Raw genomic sequence first — 16147 nt, 5'->3', positions numbered from 1 at the left:
TTGATGTGCAAAGTGGATTGTCCTTTGCCAGTTAAATACTACTCTTCCGATTTATTCTTCAAATACATCAGAAGCGAATATGCACCGTTGACCACACAGAGCTGGTTGTCAAGTTTTTCCTTTGAAATAATTTCCGTAAATCCGTTCTCAGATGTTCCGGTTTGGACCTGCTTCATTTCAAAGCTGCTTTTGCCTTTTGGGATAAAAATGTACTGCCTGTTTTCATACGTCACAATGGCGTCGTCGGGCAGCACAAGCACGGAGCGGCTGTTGAGCTGTATGTCCGCATTCATAAACATACCGGGCAAAAGTTCGGGCTCGTAACTTTCAAAGTGCGAATGCACCTCGGCGGTTCTCTCAGCAGACAGATCCTTGCTGATCAGGATAATTTCACATTGATATTTTTTATCTGGCGTGTTGTTAGTGTAAGCCAGAATCTGCTGACCAATCTTTATTTTATCCAGATCCTTTTCAAAAACTTTAAGGGCTAAATGGATGTCAGTCGGATTGATCAGTTCAAAAAGCACTTCTGTAGGCGAAACGTAGCGGCCGATATTGACATTCACCTTGGACACGTAACCACTAATGGGTGAATAAATGCTGATGCTTCTGGTAATATTATCCTTTGTTAAATGATCGGGATTGATGCCGGCCAGTTTAAGTTTTTCATATAGCGATTTCATCATCACCTGCTGGCTCTGGTAATCAGACTCAGCCTGCTGAAAGATCTTATCACTGCTTGATTTGCTTTTGTTAAGATCTTTCTGGCGTAGATAGTCACTTTCCAGAAAAACAACCCTTGCTTTACCGGTCAGGTAATCCTGCTGTAACTGGATGTACTGCTGATCTTCCATGACAGCCAGAATTTCTCCTTTTTTGACACGGGTTCCGGGCAACAATTTTGTGGTTTTCAGGTATCCACCTAAAGGCACGCTGATCGACACGATGTTTTGCGGCGGAACATCAATTTTTCCATTTAGTTTCAGAACCGAGGAAATCTGTTTTTGCTCTGGCAGTGCGGTTTTAATATCCGCATTTTTAATCTGCTTGTCATTCAGTGACGCAACATTGGAGTCAACACTCTTTTCAGCCGTTACGTTTCCATTTTCAGCCTTTTTGGTACAGGATGGAAAAAGTAAAATCAGTAAGCTATATATCAGATATTTCATCATGGCGATGTTAATTTTGAAGGTAATAATTAAGTTCAATGGCTTTGCTATTCAGGTTCATCACCGCATCCAGATAAAGGCTCCGGATGGAAGTGGCGTGGCCTATAAGCTGCACCCATTGCAGATAATTGATGCTTCCGCCTGCTAATTGCTGATTGGCGGTTACAGTAATCAGGGCAGCATTTTTCAGTCCACTCGTTTCGTAATACTGCACGGCGGTCATGAATTTCCTGTATTCTGTCAGAGCTGAAAAGTACTGTGATTTCAGTATCTGGGCACCGGCCTGATAACTTTGCCGGCTAATATCCTGGTTGATCCGGGCAGAATTTATACGTGCCTTCTGAGCTCCTGCAAAAATGGGAATACCAACCCCGATCTGCCCAGACTGGAACCGCTGAGAACTGCCATAGGTTTTGTCATCCGCACCGGTTCCACGCATGCTCATGTTGTTGTAACCTACAGTCAGCTGCGGTAAAAGTCTGGCCTTTTCAACATCAATATTGGCCGCAGCAATCTGCTGCTGCTGCGAAAGAAACCGCATCTGAGGGTGATTTTCGAAATGAATTGAATCAGGAACTGCAACCGGATTGTACAGATTACCATGTAATTCCGGCTCTGGATTATCCGGCGAATTGAGCAACAATTGAAATTGCAACCTTGATAATACTATATCGGATTCGAGCTGCTGACGCTGCATTCTGATATCGGCAAGCTGGGTTTCCACGGTGGTTTTTTCAAGAATATCGCTTTCCCCCTTTTCAAAACGCTCCTTTGCCCTTTGATAAAAACCAGAATAAAGGCTATCCAGAGAAATGAGCAATTCTTCCTTTTTCTTTTGGTATAAAAACATGTAAAAAACCTGCGCGACGTTTTTTCGCAGTTCATTTTCTCTTACCGCCACATTGAGAACACTGGCCGAAAGTTCGCTTTGCAAAAGCGTTTTTTGTCTGGCGTAAACAACTGGCAGACTAAGCGATTGTGTAATGTTAAAGCGCGTGTCTGTATAAAAACTGTTGATTTGTCCGGCCTCCACCTGAACGCCCGTTTGAGGTAATACCACCGCCGTTTTTATAAGCGCTTTCTGGTACTGGGTTCTGAGTTTTTCCGTTTTTAAATTCTGATTGTTGGCCAGAGCAATGTCTGTGGCCGTTTTCAAATCAATTTTATTTTGAGAAAAACCGCTTGAAATTCCAAATAGTATCATGGCCGGAATCAGCAGTGAGACCAGTTTTGCTTTACCATTCATTTTAAACTTAAAACCATTTTCAAAAAACAGATACAGCACCGGAAGTACAAAAAGTGTCAGAAAAGTTGCGACCAGAAGTCCGCCGATCACGACAGTGGCCAATGGCCGCTGCACTTCCGCCCCTGCACCATTACTGATTGCCATGGGAAAAAAACCAAGTGAGGCGACAAAAGCAGTCATCAATACCGGACGTAGCCGATGTTGTGTACCTTCCAGAACAGCTTGTTTAATGTCCTTTTGTTCTTCTTTTCTGATCCTGTTGAATTCTGCAACGAGTACGATCCCATTTAAAACCGCGACACCAAAGAGCGCAATAAAACCAATTCCGGCACTGATACTGAATGGCATACCGCGAAGGGCCAGAAAAAATATCCCGCCAATAGCAGATAGCGGTATGGCTGAGTAAATCAATAATCCGTCTTTTACTGAATTAAAAGCAAAAAATAAAAGCACAAAAATGAGCAGTAGTGAAACCGGCACAGCGATCATCAGCCGCTGTTTGGCCGCGTTCAGGTTTTCAAAAGATCCACCGTAGGTAATATAGTAACCCGTCGGCAGTTTTAGGTTTTGGTTGACCTTGATTTGCAGTTCGTTCACGATCGTTTGCACATCCCTTCCAGCAATATTAAACCCGACCACAATCCGTCTTTTTGCGTCTTCCCGCTGGATCTGATTTGGGCCATCCTGGATTTTTACATCCGCGAGTTGATAGAGTGGAATCTGTATTCCGTTGGGCGCGGCTACCAGCAGGTTACGGATATCTTCCAGACTTTTCTTACGTTCACCGCTGAGTCTCACCACCAGTTCAAACCTTTTTTCTCCTTCAAAAACCATCCCGGTACTCTGCCCGGCCAGGGCGGTATTTACGGTTTTATTGATGGCAGAAATATCCAGACCGTACTGCGCCAAAGCGTTGCGGTTATAATGAATTGTAATCTGCGGCATACCGGAAACGGCTTCAACATACAAATTTTTTGTGCCTTCAACCTGGTTAACCATCGCTCCGAGTTTCTTTGCATAAAGCGCAAGTGTATCAAGGTCTTCGCCGAAAATTTTGCAAACCACATCCTGTCTTGCGCCTGTCATCAGCTCATTAAAACGCATCTGGACAGGAAACTGAAACCCGGCTGTAATGCCTGGAACTTCTTTGAGCGCTTCTCCCATTTTTTCGGACAGTTCAGGAAAAGTTTTCGCTGATGTCCAGTCTTTTTTGTCCTTCAAAATCACCATCATATCGCTGGCTTCCATTGGCATCGGATCGGTCGGGACTTCCCCGCTTCCTATTTTGGTAACCACTTTTAACACCTCAGGAAACTGCGTTTTCAGAATATGGGCTGCTTTCGTTGTATTTTCTATCGTCGTTGTCAGGCTGCTGCCGGTGAGAACACGAGTGTCTACGGCAAAATCACCCTCTTCCAAAGCCGGAATAAATTCGCCGCCCAAGGTAGTAAGCAGGTAAAGCGCCGATCCAAAAAGGATCAGCACCGACATGAGAATCATTTTAGGATGACCGATTACCCGTTCAAGTGCGTAGCGATATTTTTTGGCAAGTTTGTCCATGATCCGGTCAGAAAAGCCGGGCTCCGTTTTGATTTTTTTGCTCAGAAAAACAGCACTCATCATCGGAATGTAAGTCAATGACAAAATGAACGCACCGAGTAATGCAAAGGCAACCGTTTGCGCCATAGGTTTGAACATCTTCCCTTCAATTCCCTGCAAAGTAAAAATCGGCAGGTACACGATCAGGATGATCACCTGGCCGAAAACCGCGCTGTTCATCATCCTGTCTGCGGACTCATTCACTTCTTCGTCCATCTGCTGCTGGCTGATCCGTGCCAGACCGGCAAATTTTTTGTTGTGCGTTATCTGGTGCATCACCGCTTCTACGATAATAACGGCACCATCAACAATCAGTCCAAAATCCAATGCTCCAAGGCTCATCAGGTTGCCGCTCACACCGAAAGTATTCATCATAATCACCGCAAAAAGCATGGCCAGCGGGATCACCGAAGCGACCAGCAGACCGGCACGGAAATTTCCAAGAAACAGCACGAGCACAAAAACGACGATCAGCGCACCTTCCAGCAGATTTTTTTCAACAGTTCCAATGGCATTGTTTACCATTTTGGTCCGGTCCAGAAAGGGTTCTATTACCACACCTTCGGGCAATGTTTTCTGAATTTGAGCGACTCGTTCTTTTACATTTTTAATAACCTCGCTGCTGTTCGCTCCTTTAAGCATCATCACCACCGCACCGGAAACCTCTCCTTTGTCATTGTAGGTCATTGCGCCATATCGGGTTGCAAAGCTGGTCTTCACATCGGCCACGTCGCGGATAAATAACGGCTGACCATCGGTCAGGGATTTAACAGCAATATTTTTGATATCATCCAGGTTCTCCACCAGTCCTTCGCTGCGAATGTAAAGCACGGTCGGCCCTTTTTCGATGTATGCTCCACCTGTATTCTGGTTGTTATTTTCCAGCGCCGTAAAAACATCATTGATCGTAATGTTATAAGAAAGGAGCTTTTGCGGGTCAATTTCAATAGAAAACTGCTTTAATTTCCCTCCAAAACTGCTCACTTCCGCAACGCCTTTTACCCCAAGCAGCTGACGACGCACAATCCAGTCCTGGATCGTCCTCAGATCTGTTTCGTTATAACGGTGTTCAAAACCTTCTTTCGGGCGAACGACATACTGGTAAATTTCTCCAAGACCGGTACTGATCGGCCCCAGCTCGGGCGTGCCGATACCAGGCGGGATAATTGTCTGAACTTTTAAAAGCCGCTCTGAAACTTGTTGTCGTGCCCAGTAGATATCGGTGGCATCATCGAAAACGATGGTAACCAGCGACAAACCAAATCGGGAAAAACTGCGGATTTCTTTTAGTCCGGAGATATTGCTGTTGGCCTGTTCGATGGGGAAAGTGACTAATCTCTCGATATCCGTTGCTCCGAAAGATGGTGCAACGGTAATGACCTGAACCTGGTTGTTGGTAATATCGGGCACCGCGTCAATCGGAAGCCGGGTAAGCTCATAGCTTCCGTAGCCGATCAGGGCTACGACGAGCAGGCCTATGATGAGTTTGTTGCTGACAGCGAAGCCAATAATTTTATTTAGCATGAATTGTATTGTTAATCTGAAATGTAATCAAAATTGGATATGAAGTTATTGTGCTAGCAATTGGGTGCATATCCTTTTAAAAAACGGGGATCAACAAAACTTTGGTGGCTGCCAGATTCCCGACAAACAAAATGTGCTCCTATATGCGTCTCGATAGAAACTGGTGTGTCTCAAATGATAGCAGAACGAGTCAGGCTGAAAGAGAAATGCAGACTGTGGCAGGATGGGCGCGATCCAGATCGCAAAATGATCCTGACCAGACAGGAATGGTAGTTTTTTGTCCAGATCGTAGTCCGGATGTCCGGATATTGCTTGCTGGTAGTGCAGGACAATAAAATCAATAAAAGTAGATTTTTGATTCCATTTCTGATGCTGGCCGTAATGCTCAATGAGCATAGGTATTTTTACCAGTTCGATCAGATGAAAGTTCGAGAACAGGTAAATGACCAGCAACAATATGGAAATCTGCTTTTTCAAGAGAATACTTTTGGTTAATCTATTGGTGAGATTATGCTTAAAGCAACCTTTCTAGTTCGTCAGGCCGCTTTTTTAGGAGTCAGCACAAACTTGTTTTTAACGGCAATAGACTCTGCAATTTTAGCCAGCACCAGCGTCGGGACTTCAATTTTATGGTCGGTAAGTTTGACATCAAAGCCGCAGGTAATCGTGATTTGCCCACCTGATACAGCAAGCTGACCTTTGAGTGTCCGGCTTTGTTTCACGCCATGCATGTCCATGATCCCTTCTACACTTACTGCATAACTGCCGTCTTTGCTGTAATCTACTTGCTCCTTAATTTTTCCGGTAAAAACTGCCGCCGGATATTTCTCTGTTTCCATGTAGTTTTCATTGAAGTGTTCTTCCATGAGTTTATTTGGAAAATGAAATCCGCGCTGTTGCATTTTAATTGCAATTTCCCCATTTGCTGTGTTCAGAATAACCAGCACCTGTTTGTTAACAGCTGCTATGTTTTCGAGCGGTGTTTCGGAGAAAAAACTCGTCTCGCCAGTTTTGGTCATGTACAATTGTCCATAACATGTAACGGCTATGAGCTGGCTGGTCATGACGATCAGCATCAGTTTAAATGTTTTAGTATCCACTGGCGTTGCGTTTTTTACTTTTGTCAAAACTGAATGTGCGGGCTACGTTGAAGCCATAGAAAATGTCCCCGCTGTTCCACTTTCCGGTTGTTTGTCCAATGAACTGTTTCTCGATCATTCCTCTTGAATTTGTCAGGTGCAGCTGGAAAACGTGTCCGCCAGTTTCGATATCAAAACCAAGCGAAAGGGTGTTTGTAAATCTTGGATCCCGCTGTGTTGTACCTGCGAATGTTTTTGGTGTATACCAATATTCGACGTTGAATGAAGTCCGTTTGGTCAGTTTGTAGCGTCCTCCCATCCCCAGCGCATACAGATTGTTGGCATCGATCTGGTTTTCTGCCAAATTCCTGTGCATGATTGTAGGTGTTAATTGCAGCGACAATTTCTCGCTGAACTTCCGTGCAATCAGTGCCTGAAAAGTGTAAGTCTGCCTTTGGGCGATCGTGTAAAAAGGAAGATCTGTTGATGAAGTGCTTGAATTATGTGCATCGCTGGCAAAAAGCGTAACTGAAACCGGCATATTCCTGTATCCCGATGACTGTTTTAAGAGCCGGTATTTGGCAAAAACATCGATGGTTTTCTGATAGCTGCTTCTACCGATCCCGACCATCAGCCGGTCTGTGATGCCGTATTCCAAAGCCAGCCTGATCTGGGATTCGTCCAACCCAAAGAAATTATTCGCACCCGAATTGACTGCGCCAAAACGGTGGGAAATGATAAAATCCATATTGTTTTTCCCGACTGTTTCTACGGAATGCCCGTTAATGATGCGGGTTCCTTTGAAAGTAGCCGCACTGTAAACGGTCGCAGAATCCTGAACTTGATCTAATTGTTTCAATAAATCATCCTGTGCAAATACAGATGAGCCCGTGAGCAACATGGCAACGGCTATAAATTTTTTCATTCTGGTGTTATGTTATGCGGTAATGGTCAAAATATTGCCTGTCAGACTGGTTGTATAGACACGGATGCCCTTTTTCCCTTCACTGTTCAGTCCTTTGCCGGAATTGTCGTATTTGGCTCCATGCGCAGGACAGTAAAAATGATCTGACTGGTACATGATCTGATTTTTCCCTTCGTGGCTGCATGTAAGCGTAGCAGCAATATATTCCGCGGTGTTACTTTTGGCTATTACGACACCGTCTTTGACTACATAACCTCCATTATTTTTCAATGCAGCATTTTCCGCTGCGGTTAAATCCAGCGTCAGGTTTGTAGGTGCCGGGCTCACACGTTCATTTGTGCAGGATTGCAGGTTTGCCCCAAAATAAACAGCGGCCAGGGCAGATCCTGCAAAACCCAGTTTTCTCAAAAATTCGTGACGGTTTATATTATCGGCTTTAGTGTTATGCTCCATGATCGAAATCGGGTTGATGTCCTATGAATAATTTCTCAAATGTATTCGGGGCTGCCTTAGTGTTTCCTCAAGATATTCTTAAGGTTTGCTTAAGATTTCAATTATTTGAAGTAATCCCGCCTAATTGAAAAGTTTAATCTGCCTTATTTAATCTTAACAAATGTCCTGAATAACACATGTTAAAGATTACACACAACAAACCATAAGTTGTATAGATCACAGATATTACTAACAGAGGCAGAAGACTTGGGGTCAGCCTTTTAATGTTAAAAAAGAAGTTCGGCAGTGGTACCGTGACTGATCTCGCTATTGATCTTAAAGCGGATATCCAAGAGCTGACACATTCTTTTCACGATAGAAAGCCCTAGCCCGCTGCCTTTAATCTGGGGATGCTGCAAGGGGCTGGCGCGATAAAAGGGTTCCTGTATTTTATCTATTTCATCGGCGCCAATACCAATTCCGCTATCGATCACAGAATAGGTCACGTTTTGACCTATCTGACTGATCACAATTTTGATACTTTCTTTACGTATCGAATATTTAACGGCATTGGAAATCAGGTTTTCGATGATGATATCAAGCATGTACGGATCAGCATAAACGTTCGCGTGATCATCGGTTATCAGTTCTACCGACAATTCCTTTTCCAGAATTTGCTGCTGCTGACGTTGCAGAATGGAGCTTGTCAATTCCGAAAGGTCCACACGCTGATGATCCATCGCCTTTTTCTGACTTTCAAATCGTGCCAGAAGCAATAATTGATCAACCAGATAACTGATCCTGTCAATCTCTTTGATCGACAAAGCGACTTTTTCGACATATTCCTCTGCAGTTCTTGGCTTCCTGATCAAAACTTCCAGCGTGCCTTTGATGACGGCCAGTGGTGTTCTCAGCTCATGGGAAGCATCGGAAGTAAACTGCTTTTCACGTTCAACTGCGTTTTCGATCCGATCCATCAGATCATTGATCGTGATCACTAGTTTTGTAAGCTCGTCTTTTCCGCCCGGCAACGGAACGCGTGCTTTAAGATTTTCATTGGTTATTTTACCGGCCGTATCGATCACGCTAAGGACAGGCTGAATACTCTTCCCGGCTATAAATCTTGTCACAAAAAAGAGAACGATCAAAACAAAGGGGAAAGCAGTCAGCAGCACTGACTTAAGATTGTCCAACACCCTTTCAGACTCGGTTATAGGAATCGCAACGATCAGATAACCAGAGGGTTTTCCATTTTCTTTTAATGCCACCTGGATCTGGGCAATGGCCAGTCCTTTCAATCTGGTTTGAAAAAACACCTTGTCTTTCTTAGTCAGATCTGCACTCAAATAATCCAGCTTCAGGTTTGGAGACTTTTCAATGACTGCTCCGTTCCTATCCGTTATCTGCACAAATACCGGATTAACTTCCAGTTCACGGTGTTCTTTTTCAAACCATTCCTCTTTATCGGCAATATAAGGCACACCATCCTTTACACCCACCTCGTAAAAGTGTTTATCCGCCTGGAGATTGATATCTTTTTCCAAACCGTTAAAAACCGTAAGGCTTACAATATGATAAATGACAAAAAAAATAACAGCCACCAACAGCGCCGTGCTTAGTGTAAAGTTGAAGGCAATTTTATTTTTAAAGGAAGTCGTCATATTTTCCTATTCAAATCTCTTTTGCAATATAACCGATACCACGGATGGTCTGAATGTAATCCTCTTCCTTTGCAAGTTTGAGCTTTTTCCTCAAAGCGTTCATATAGACATCGATCACACCCGTGTTATAGTCAAAATGAATATCCCAGACACTCTCGATAATCCGGCTGCGCCTGCAGACTTTCCCTTTGTTTCTCAAAAGATATTCCAGCAGTGCGAACTCCTTTTGTGTAAGTTTTATCTCTTCCGTTTCTCTGAAAACCTGATGCGACAGCGTATCGATGCGAATGGGGCCAAGCGTGAATTCGGCCTGCTCACCCGTGACTGGTCGCAGCTGAACCTTAATCCGCTCTAAAAGCTCGTCGAAACTAAAAGGCTTTTTGATGTAATCGTTGGCTCCCGACTGCAATCCAAATATGGTATCCTGAACGGTATCGCGGGCTGTTAGGAATATGACAGGCGTTTTTGCAAAATGTTTTCTGAATTCACGGCAGATCTCCACGCCACTTTTCCCAGGCAACATCCAGTCTATCAATAACAAATCATATTCGCCGGTAAGCGCCATATCCAGGCCCGTTTTACCATCCGTCGCAGTATCCACAGCATAAGACTCCTCCTCCAAACCCTGTTTTAGAAAATTTAGTATTCCGATTTCATCTTCTATTATCAGGATTCTCATAGGTTTTCATTCAAGTCTGATTCGATGATTGCATGTAAAGCTAATTGATTGTAATTAACTCCGCCTGTAAATTAATAGCCGTAATCCTATAAATTGACTTAAGGATTTCTTAAGATCGTCTTAAATTTTGCCAGAGTTATCAAGGATTTTTAGCGGAATTTGGGGAATTATGGGGTAGCAAATTTGAAACATTGCCTTGCTAAAAATTTTGTTTTAAGCGCCCCCCTGGAGCAGTTTATCAGAACTATATACAAGCTAAGTACCAAATAATATAAACATTTCAAAGCATAAATTACTTAACCGCTCTCGTACACGCACCTACCCCACTCCAGATATAGATCACCAATTTTGTCAAGAAAATAGCAATCATTGGTGGTATTGTTTTCCTGATCGTCTGGGGGATTAATTTCTTCCGCACAGGTCAGTTTTTAGAAAGTCTGCTAAAAGCCTTAACGGTTGCGAGGGTTCATTCAAACCGTGGTTTTAAAGTAATCATCTGTTTGGAAGAAAATAATCTCTAATTGCTTAAAGTACAACATTTTGTATAATGATCGTTTCAACAACAGGCACGTTAAACTGTACTTCGGTTTGCAGTGCTTGTGGGAGGTAAACCAAAGCCGCCCAAGTGCTTCATCTTTTTTATTATTAATACGAAAAGAGCCGATAGGCTCGAACCGCAGGCCATACGCTATCTCAATGGGCGATAAAATAGTGCCTTAGCTTCAAAATGATCGCAGCTACCATTAAAGATCCAATTATGCCATAAAGAATTATCATCAAAACTGACGGCCTTGGTTGTTTTGAAACCTTCATGAATGAGCGGTATGGAGACTTCGCCGGTTTGCTACGATTAGACGAATTTGGGATAACCTTTTTGCTTTTCATTTGGCACTGAAGTACGAATCCAATGGGTGGTCACAAGTAGACCTACAAAGATGGCTGAGATCTTATTTTGTTTTTGCCTACCTGTTGCACTTTTAATTGAGCTAATTTTGCAGTATTATGAGATTAGCTCTTTGCATATTAGCTTTTTACACGGTAGTACTTTCCTGCATTCCATGCCAGGACGAAGTATTGCGTGTCTCATATGAGCAAACTACCACTACCCTCAATACAAATTCCGATCATCAGGATCAGGGCATTGTTGACCTTTGCTCCCCATTTTGTATTTGTGCATGCTGTGCTGGCATAACGCTCCAAGACCCCGTTATGTCTTTGCCGGAAGTAGCATCTACTCCTTTTTTTAGTGACCCGGATTTTACCTACGCTGCTCGCAACGACGGCGGCGAGATGACATCTATCTGGCAACCTCCCAGGATTTAGTGTAACCCATTTATTTATGGTTTGCTTTATAGCTGTGGCTTCTAAGTCATGGTTATAGGCTCATTCTACACTAATTCTAAGTCCAGATGTTAGATAAGGTCATTCATTTTTCAATTCATAATAAGCTTGTTATCGGCATATTTACCCTGGCACTTGTCGCCTGGGGCATTTATTCGCTGACTCAGCTGCCCATTGATGCCGTGCCGGATATTACCAATAACCAGGTACAAATCATTACAAGCAGCCCTTCCCTGGCCGCGCAGGAAGTAGAACGTTTAGTTACGTTTCCTGTTGAGACGGCCATGGCCACCATCCCGAGCACGGAGGAAATCCGCTCAATTTCAAGGTTTGGACTGTCAGTCGTAACCATCGTTTTCAAAGATAATATTGATGTTTATTGGGCGCGGCAGCAGGTCTCAGAGCGCCTGCAAAGTGCTGTGGAGCAGATACCGCCAGGCGCCGGATCGCCCGAGCTTGCGCCGGTAACAACCGGTCTTGGCGAAATATACCAGTATGTCCTGCACACCAAAAAAGGGTACGAGAAGAAGTACCCACCTATGGAGCTGCGGAGCATCCAGGACTGGATTGTCAGAAGGCAGCTTTTGGGCACCGAAGGGATTGCAGACGTAAGCAGCTTTGGCGGTTTTTTGAAGCAGTACGAGATAGCAATCGACCCTTTCAAATTAAGAAGTGCCCAGATCTCGATGGCTGAGATATTCTCGGCACTTGAACGCAACAATCAAAATACCGGCGGGGCTTACATTGACAAAAAGCCCAATGCCTATTTTATCAGAAGCGAGGGACTGATCACAAACCTGAAAGACATTGAAAGTATCCAGGTCAAAGAAACTTCAAACGGTCTTCCCATACTGATCCGCGATATCGCAACGGTGCAGTACGGCACCGCCGTGCGGTATGGCGCAATGACCCGCAACGATGAAGGCGAAGTGGTAGGCGGGCTGGTATTGATGCTTAAAGGAGCAAACGCTGCCAAGGTGATCGGCAATGTAAAGGAAAGGATAGAGCAGATCAGCAAATCGCTTCCGGAAGGCGTGGTCATCGAGCCTTTCCTGGACCGCACCAAACTGGTCAACAATGCCATTGGCACCGTTTCAAAAAACCTGATCGAAGGCGCTCTTATTGTCATTTTCGTGCTGATCCTGCTGCTAGGTAACCTTCGTGCCGGGCTTGTAGTTGCTTCGGTAATCCCGCTGGCAATGCTTTTTGCGGTAAGTATGATGAACCTTTTTGGTGTGTCAGGTAACCTGATGAGCCTGGGCGCAATTGATTTTGGCTTGATTGTCGATGGTGCCGTTATCATTGTTGAAGCTACCCTGCACCACATCATGGGAAAGAAATATACCCACCGGCTTTCCCAGCAGGAAATGGATAACGAGGTATATGAATCAGCCTCCAAGATCCGGAATTCAGCTGCATTTGGTGAAATCATTATCCTGATCGTTTACCTGCCGATCCTTGCCCTGGTAGGCATTGAAGGAAAGATGTTCCGCCCCATGGCGCAAACCGTCAGTTTTGCCATACTGGGCGCTTTCATCCTTTCGCTGACTTACGTGCCGATGGTGTCAGCTTTGTTTTTAAGCAAGCAAAATGAGCATAAACCCAATATTTCAGACCGCATTATTGCCTTTTTTCACCGGCTCTACCTGCCTGCATTAGCCTTTGCACTTCGTAGAAGGGTGATTGTGGTCGCGAGTGCTCTGGGACTTTTCGGAATCAGCCTTTGGATGTTTTTGAATATGGGTGGCGAGTTTATCCCGCAGCTCGACGAAGGTGATTTTGCTGTTGAAATGCGCGTGCTGACAGGTAGTTCGCTTTCCGAGTCTGTGGACGCCGTGCAGAAAGCGGCTGGTGTATTGCGAAAGAATTTTCCGGATGAAGTCGTGGAAGTGGTAGGCAAGATCGGTGCTTCCGAGATACCCACAGACCCTATGCCCGTAGAAGCCGCTGATGTAATGGTCATATTAAAAGAAAGATCCATGTGGACAAAAGCCAAAGGGCGGGAGGAGCTCGCAGAGAAAATGCAGGCCACCCTTACCCAGACCATCCCTGGTGTAACATTTGGCTTTCAACAGCCAATCCAGATGCGTTTCAATGAGCTGATCTCAGGGGTAAAGCAAGATGTTGCCATTAAGATTTTTGGCGAAGACCTGGATGTCCTGGCCCAGCAGGCAGCGAAGATAGGCAAACTGGTCGCCTCTGTTGAAGGGGCCGAAGATCTGTATGTGGAAGAAGTCAGCGGCCTGCCACAGATCGTCGTTAATTTCGACCGTGCCCGCATGTCGCAGTTTGGCATTAGCATTGAAGATGCGAACCGTACCATCAATACGGGCTTTGCAGGAAGCAGTGCAGGCCTGGTTTATGAAGGTGAAAAAAGATATGACCTGGTAGTCAGGCTAAAAAGCGAGAACCGGCAAGCCCTTGAAGATGTGCAGGGATTGTTTGTCACCACACCGCACGGGGAGCAAGTCCCGCTGAGCCAGATCGCTACCGTAGAGATGAAAACTGGTGCTAACCAGATCCAAAGGGAGGACGCCAAGCGGCGCATAACAGTAGCTTTCAATGTCCGTGGCAGGGATGTAGAAAGCATTGTCAAGGAGCTTCAAACTAAAATAGATAACCAGATAAAATTGCCTACGGGTTATTATACCACCTATGGAGGCCAGTTTCAAAACTTGCAGGAAGCCAACACCCGTTTGGGTGTTGCAGTGCCCATCGCGCTGCTGCTGATCTTTGTACTGCTTTATTTTACATTCAACTCGCTTCGTCAGAGCCTTTTGATCCTTTCAGCGATCCCGCTGTCAGCAATTGGTGGAATCATTGCCCTTTCACTTCGGGGAATGCCTTTCAGTATTTCAGCCGGCATCGGCTTTATCGCCCTTTTTGGCGTGGCCGTATTAAATGGCATTGTGCTGATTGCAGAGTTTAACTCACTGCGCAAGGAGGGGATGACCGATTTAAAGCAGGTCATTTTTCAAGGTACTGAAACCCGTTTGCGCCCGGTATTGATGACAGCACTTGTGGCATCACTTGGATTTTTACCGATGGCCTTGTCTAATAGCTCTGGCGCGGAAGTGCAGCGCCCACTGGCGACTGTGGTAATCGGGGGCCTTGTGTCGGCAACATTATTGACGCTGCTGGTACTGCCGGTGCTCTACCTGATTGTCGAGAAGCGTTTTGGCGGTGCTGCAATGAAACAGGCCGGGGCACTTGTGCTTGTTTTTGGTGCAATTACTTTTTCTGCCCCAGCTGTAAAGGCGCAGGACTCCACGCATGCAAGCCGGAAAATATCCCTGGAAACAGCCATCAGTGAAGCGACCGGCAAAAACCTGGAAGTAAAAGCAGGTATTTACCAAATCGATTACCAGCGTTCATTGATTGGTACTTCTGTGGAGATCGCAAAAACGGATCTTTCCTGGATGGGAGGGCAATACAACAGCAACCGGTTCGATAACCAGTTTAATATTTCCCAAAGTTTGCCCCACCCAAAGGTAGGCGCAAAAAGAAAAGCGCTGTTGTCTGCCCAGATTAACGGCGCGCAAGCCCGGCTTGAAGTGACCAAGGCAGAGCTCGTCCGGCAAATCAAAAGCAATTATTATCAGCAGGTACGCTTTAAGCAGCAGCAGCAGCTATTGATTGCCGAAGGGCTGCGGGCAGACCGTTTTGTCAAGGCCGCAGCGCTGCGCTTTAAGACTGGCGAAACAAGCCAGCTTGAATACTCGGTAGCCGAAAGTGAGCAGGGTGAAATCCAGGCACAGATCATTCAAAACCAGGGTAATTTGCTAGTCTTACAGCGGCAGCTGCAGACATTGATCAATGGCGCCGGACCGGTGGAAGCCCAGACCGATACACTGGAAAGACGTGATCTTGGTCAGCTCCTGACAGATACATCGGGCATTGGTTTAAACCCCTATTTGCAGTACCTGAGCCAGCAGGTTGCCATCGAAAAACAGTCTACAGCTCTTGCACGCACCAGCCTGCTACCTGATTTCAGCATAGGATACTTCAACCAATCTTTAATCGGTGGACAGAATATCAATGGTACCGAAGTTTTTTATGGGGCCGGAAAGCGTTTCCAGGGGGTTCAGCTGGGCGTGTCGATCCCGGTTTTTAGCGGTGCTTCCAAGGCACGCATAAAAGCCTCGGAGCTCAATGAAAAGGTGGCCCAGAACCAGGTGGAGCTTGCCCGTGTGCAGCTAATAGGCAGTTTTCAGCAGGCCATGCATACCTACCAGAGTGCGAGCCAGAGCCTGGCTTTATATGAACAAAAAACTTTGGTTTTGGCCGGTGTCATTGCAGGCAATGCCACAAAGGCTTATGAAGCAGGCGAGATTGGTTATGTCGAGTTTTCCCAGGCACTTACCAGGGCTTTAAACATCCGGTCTACTTACCTGGACTTACTGGACAGTTACAACCAATCGGTCATTGAAATTGAATTTCTGTTAGCCAAACAGCAATGACCCACTTTAAATTATCAATCATACTAATGATC

10 protein-coding genes are annotated in these 16147 nt (G+C 45.2%); 2 read left to right on the top strand and 8 right to left on the bottom strand.

Going from position 1 to position 16147, the window contains the following annotated elements:
* Positions 1-38: 38 nt before the first annotated feature.
* From AC1XUD_RS19900 to AC1XUD_RS19865, 8 genes are all read right to left on the bottom strand, one after another.
* On the bottom strand, positions 39-1172 hold the full coding sequence (locus AC1XUD_RS19900) for an efflux RND transporter periplasmic adaptor subunit (protein ID WP_483362772.1): 1134 nt from the start codon (positions 1170-1172) through the stop codon (positions 39-41).
* 7 nt (positions 1173-1179) lie between these two features.
* Complete coding sequence (locus tag AC1XUD_RS19895) at positions 1180-5538, bottom strand: CusA/CzcA family heavy metal efflux RND transporter (protein WP_483362771.1); 4359 nt, start codon at positions 5536-5538, stop codon at positions 1180-1182.
* A 90-nt stretch (positions 5539-5628) separates the two neighbouring features.
* Complete coding sequence (locus AC1XUD_RS19890) at positions 5629-6015, bottom strand: hypothetical protein (RefSeq protein ID WP_483362770.1); 387 nt, start codon at positions 6013-6015, stop codon at positions 5629-5631.
* A gap of 59 nt (positions 6016-6074) precedes the next feature.
* Positions 6075-6638 carry a YceI family protein gene (locus tag AC1XUD_RS19885; RefSeq protein ID WP_483362769.1) on the bottom strand — a complete coding sequence of 188 codons (564 nt, stop codon included), beginning with the start codon at positions 6636-6638 and terminating at the stop codon, positions 6075-6077.
* Complete coding sequence (locus AC1XUD_RS19880; RefSeq protein ID WP_483362768.1) at positions 6628-7542, bottom strand: DUF5777 family beta-barrel protein; 915 nt, start codon at positions 7540-7542, stop codon at positions 6628-6630. Before AC1XUD_RS19880 ends, AC1XUD_RS19885 begins: the two co-directional genes overlap by 11 nt.
* Before the next feature lie 12 nt (positions 7543-7554).
* Positions 7555-7995 (bottom strand): Rieske 2Fe-2S domain-containing protein, encoded by a 441-nt coding sequence (locus AC1XUD_RS19875; RefSeq protein WP_483362767.1) that lies wholly within the window; start codon positions 7993-7995, stop codon positions 7555-7557.
* 266 nt (positions 7996-8261) lie between these two features.
* Positions 8262-9635 (bottom strand): sensor histidine kinase, encoded by a 1374-nt coding sequence (locus AC1XUD_RS19870; protein ID WP_483362766.1) that lies wholly within the window; start codon positions 9633-9635, stop codon positions 8262-8264.
* A gap of 10 nt (positions 9636-9645) precedes the next feature.
* Entirely contained in the window at positions 9646-10314 is a 669-nt protein-coding gene (locus AC1XUD_RS19865; RefSeq protein WP_483362765.1) for a response regulator transcription factor, read from the bottom strand.
* Between the two features lie 1002 nt (positions 10315-11316).
* Here AC1XUD_RS19865 and AC1XUD_RS19860 point away from each other — a divergent pair.
* Together AC1XUD_RS19860 and AC1XUD_RS19855 are read left to right on the top strand one after the other, a co-directional pair.
* The gene (locus AC1XUD_RS19860; protein ID WP_409014532.1) at positions 11317-11637 is read left to right on the top strand and encodes a DUF6660 family protein; all 321 of its coding nucleotides are present in this window, start codon (positions 11317-11319) and stop codon (positions 11635-11637) included.
* Between the two features lie 86 nt (positions 11638-11723).
* Positions 11724-16115, top strand: coding sequence for a CusA/CzcA family heavy metal efflux RND transporter (locus AC1XUD_RS19855; RefSeq protein WP_483362764.1), 4392 nt, complete (start codon positions 11724-11726; stop codon positions 16113-16115).
* Positions 16116-16147 lie beyond the last annotated feature (32 nt).

It is taken from the genome of Dyadobacter sp. HNCC25DJ184, from assembly GCF_056895215.1.
The sequence above is the reverse complement of the archived record's forward strand: the minus strand, read 5'-3'. Positions and strand labels throughout refer to the sequence as shown.

Coding starts and splice junctions, on each gene's coding strand:
- AC1XUD_RS19900 (WP_483362772.1), bottom strand. CDS start 1,172: ATGATGAAATATCTGATATATAGCTTACTGATTTTACTTTTTCCATCC.
- AC1XUD_RS19880 (WP_483362768.1), bottom strand. CDS start 7,542: ATGAAAAAATTTATAGCCGTTGCCATGTTGCTCACGGGCTCATCTGTA.
- AC1XUD_RS19875 (WP_483362767.1), bottom strand. CDS start 7,995: ATGGAGCATAACACTAAAGCCGATAATATAAACCGTCACGAATTTTTG.
- AC1XUD_RS19895 (WP_483362771.1), bottom strand. CDS start 5,538: ATGCTAAATAAAATTATTGGCTTCGCTGTCAGCAACAAACTCATCATA.
- AC1XUD_RS19865 (WP_483362765.1), bottom strand. CDS start 10,314: ATGAGAATCCTGATAATAGAAGATGAAATCGGAATACTAAATTTTCTA.
- AC1XUD_RS19855 (WP_483362764.1), top strand. CDS start 11,724: ATGTTAGATAAGGTCATTCATTTTTCAATTCATAATAAGCTTGTTATC.
- AC1XUD_RS19870 (WP_483362766.1), bottom strand. CDS start 9,635: ATGACGACTTCCTTTAAAAATAAAATTGCCTTCAACTTTACACTAAGC.
- AC1XUD_RS19860 (WP_409014532.1), top strand. CDS start 11,317: ATGAGATTAGCTCTTTGCATATTAGCTTTTTACACGGTAGTACTTTCC.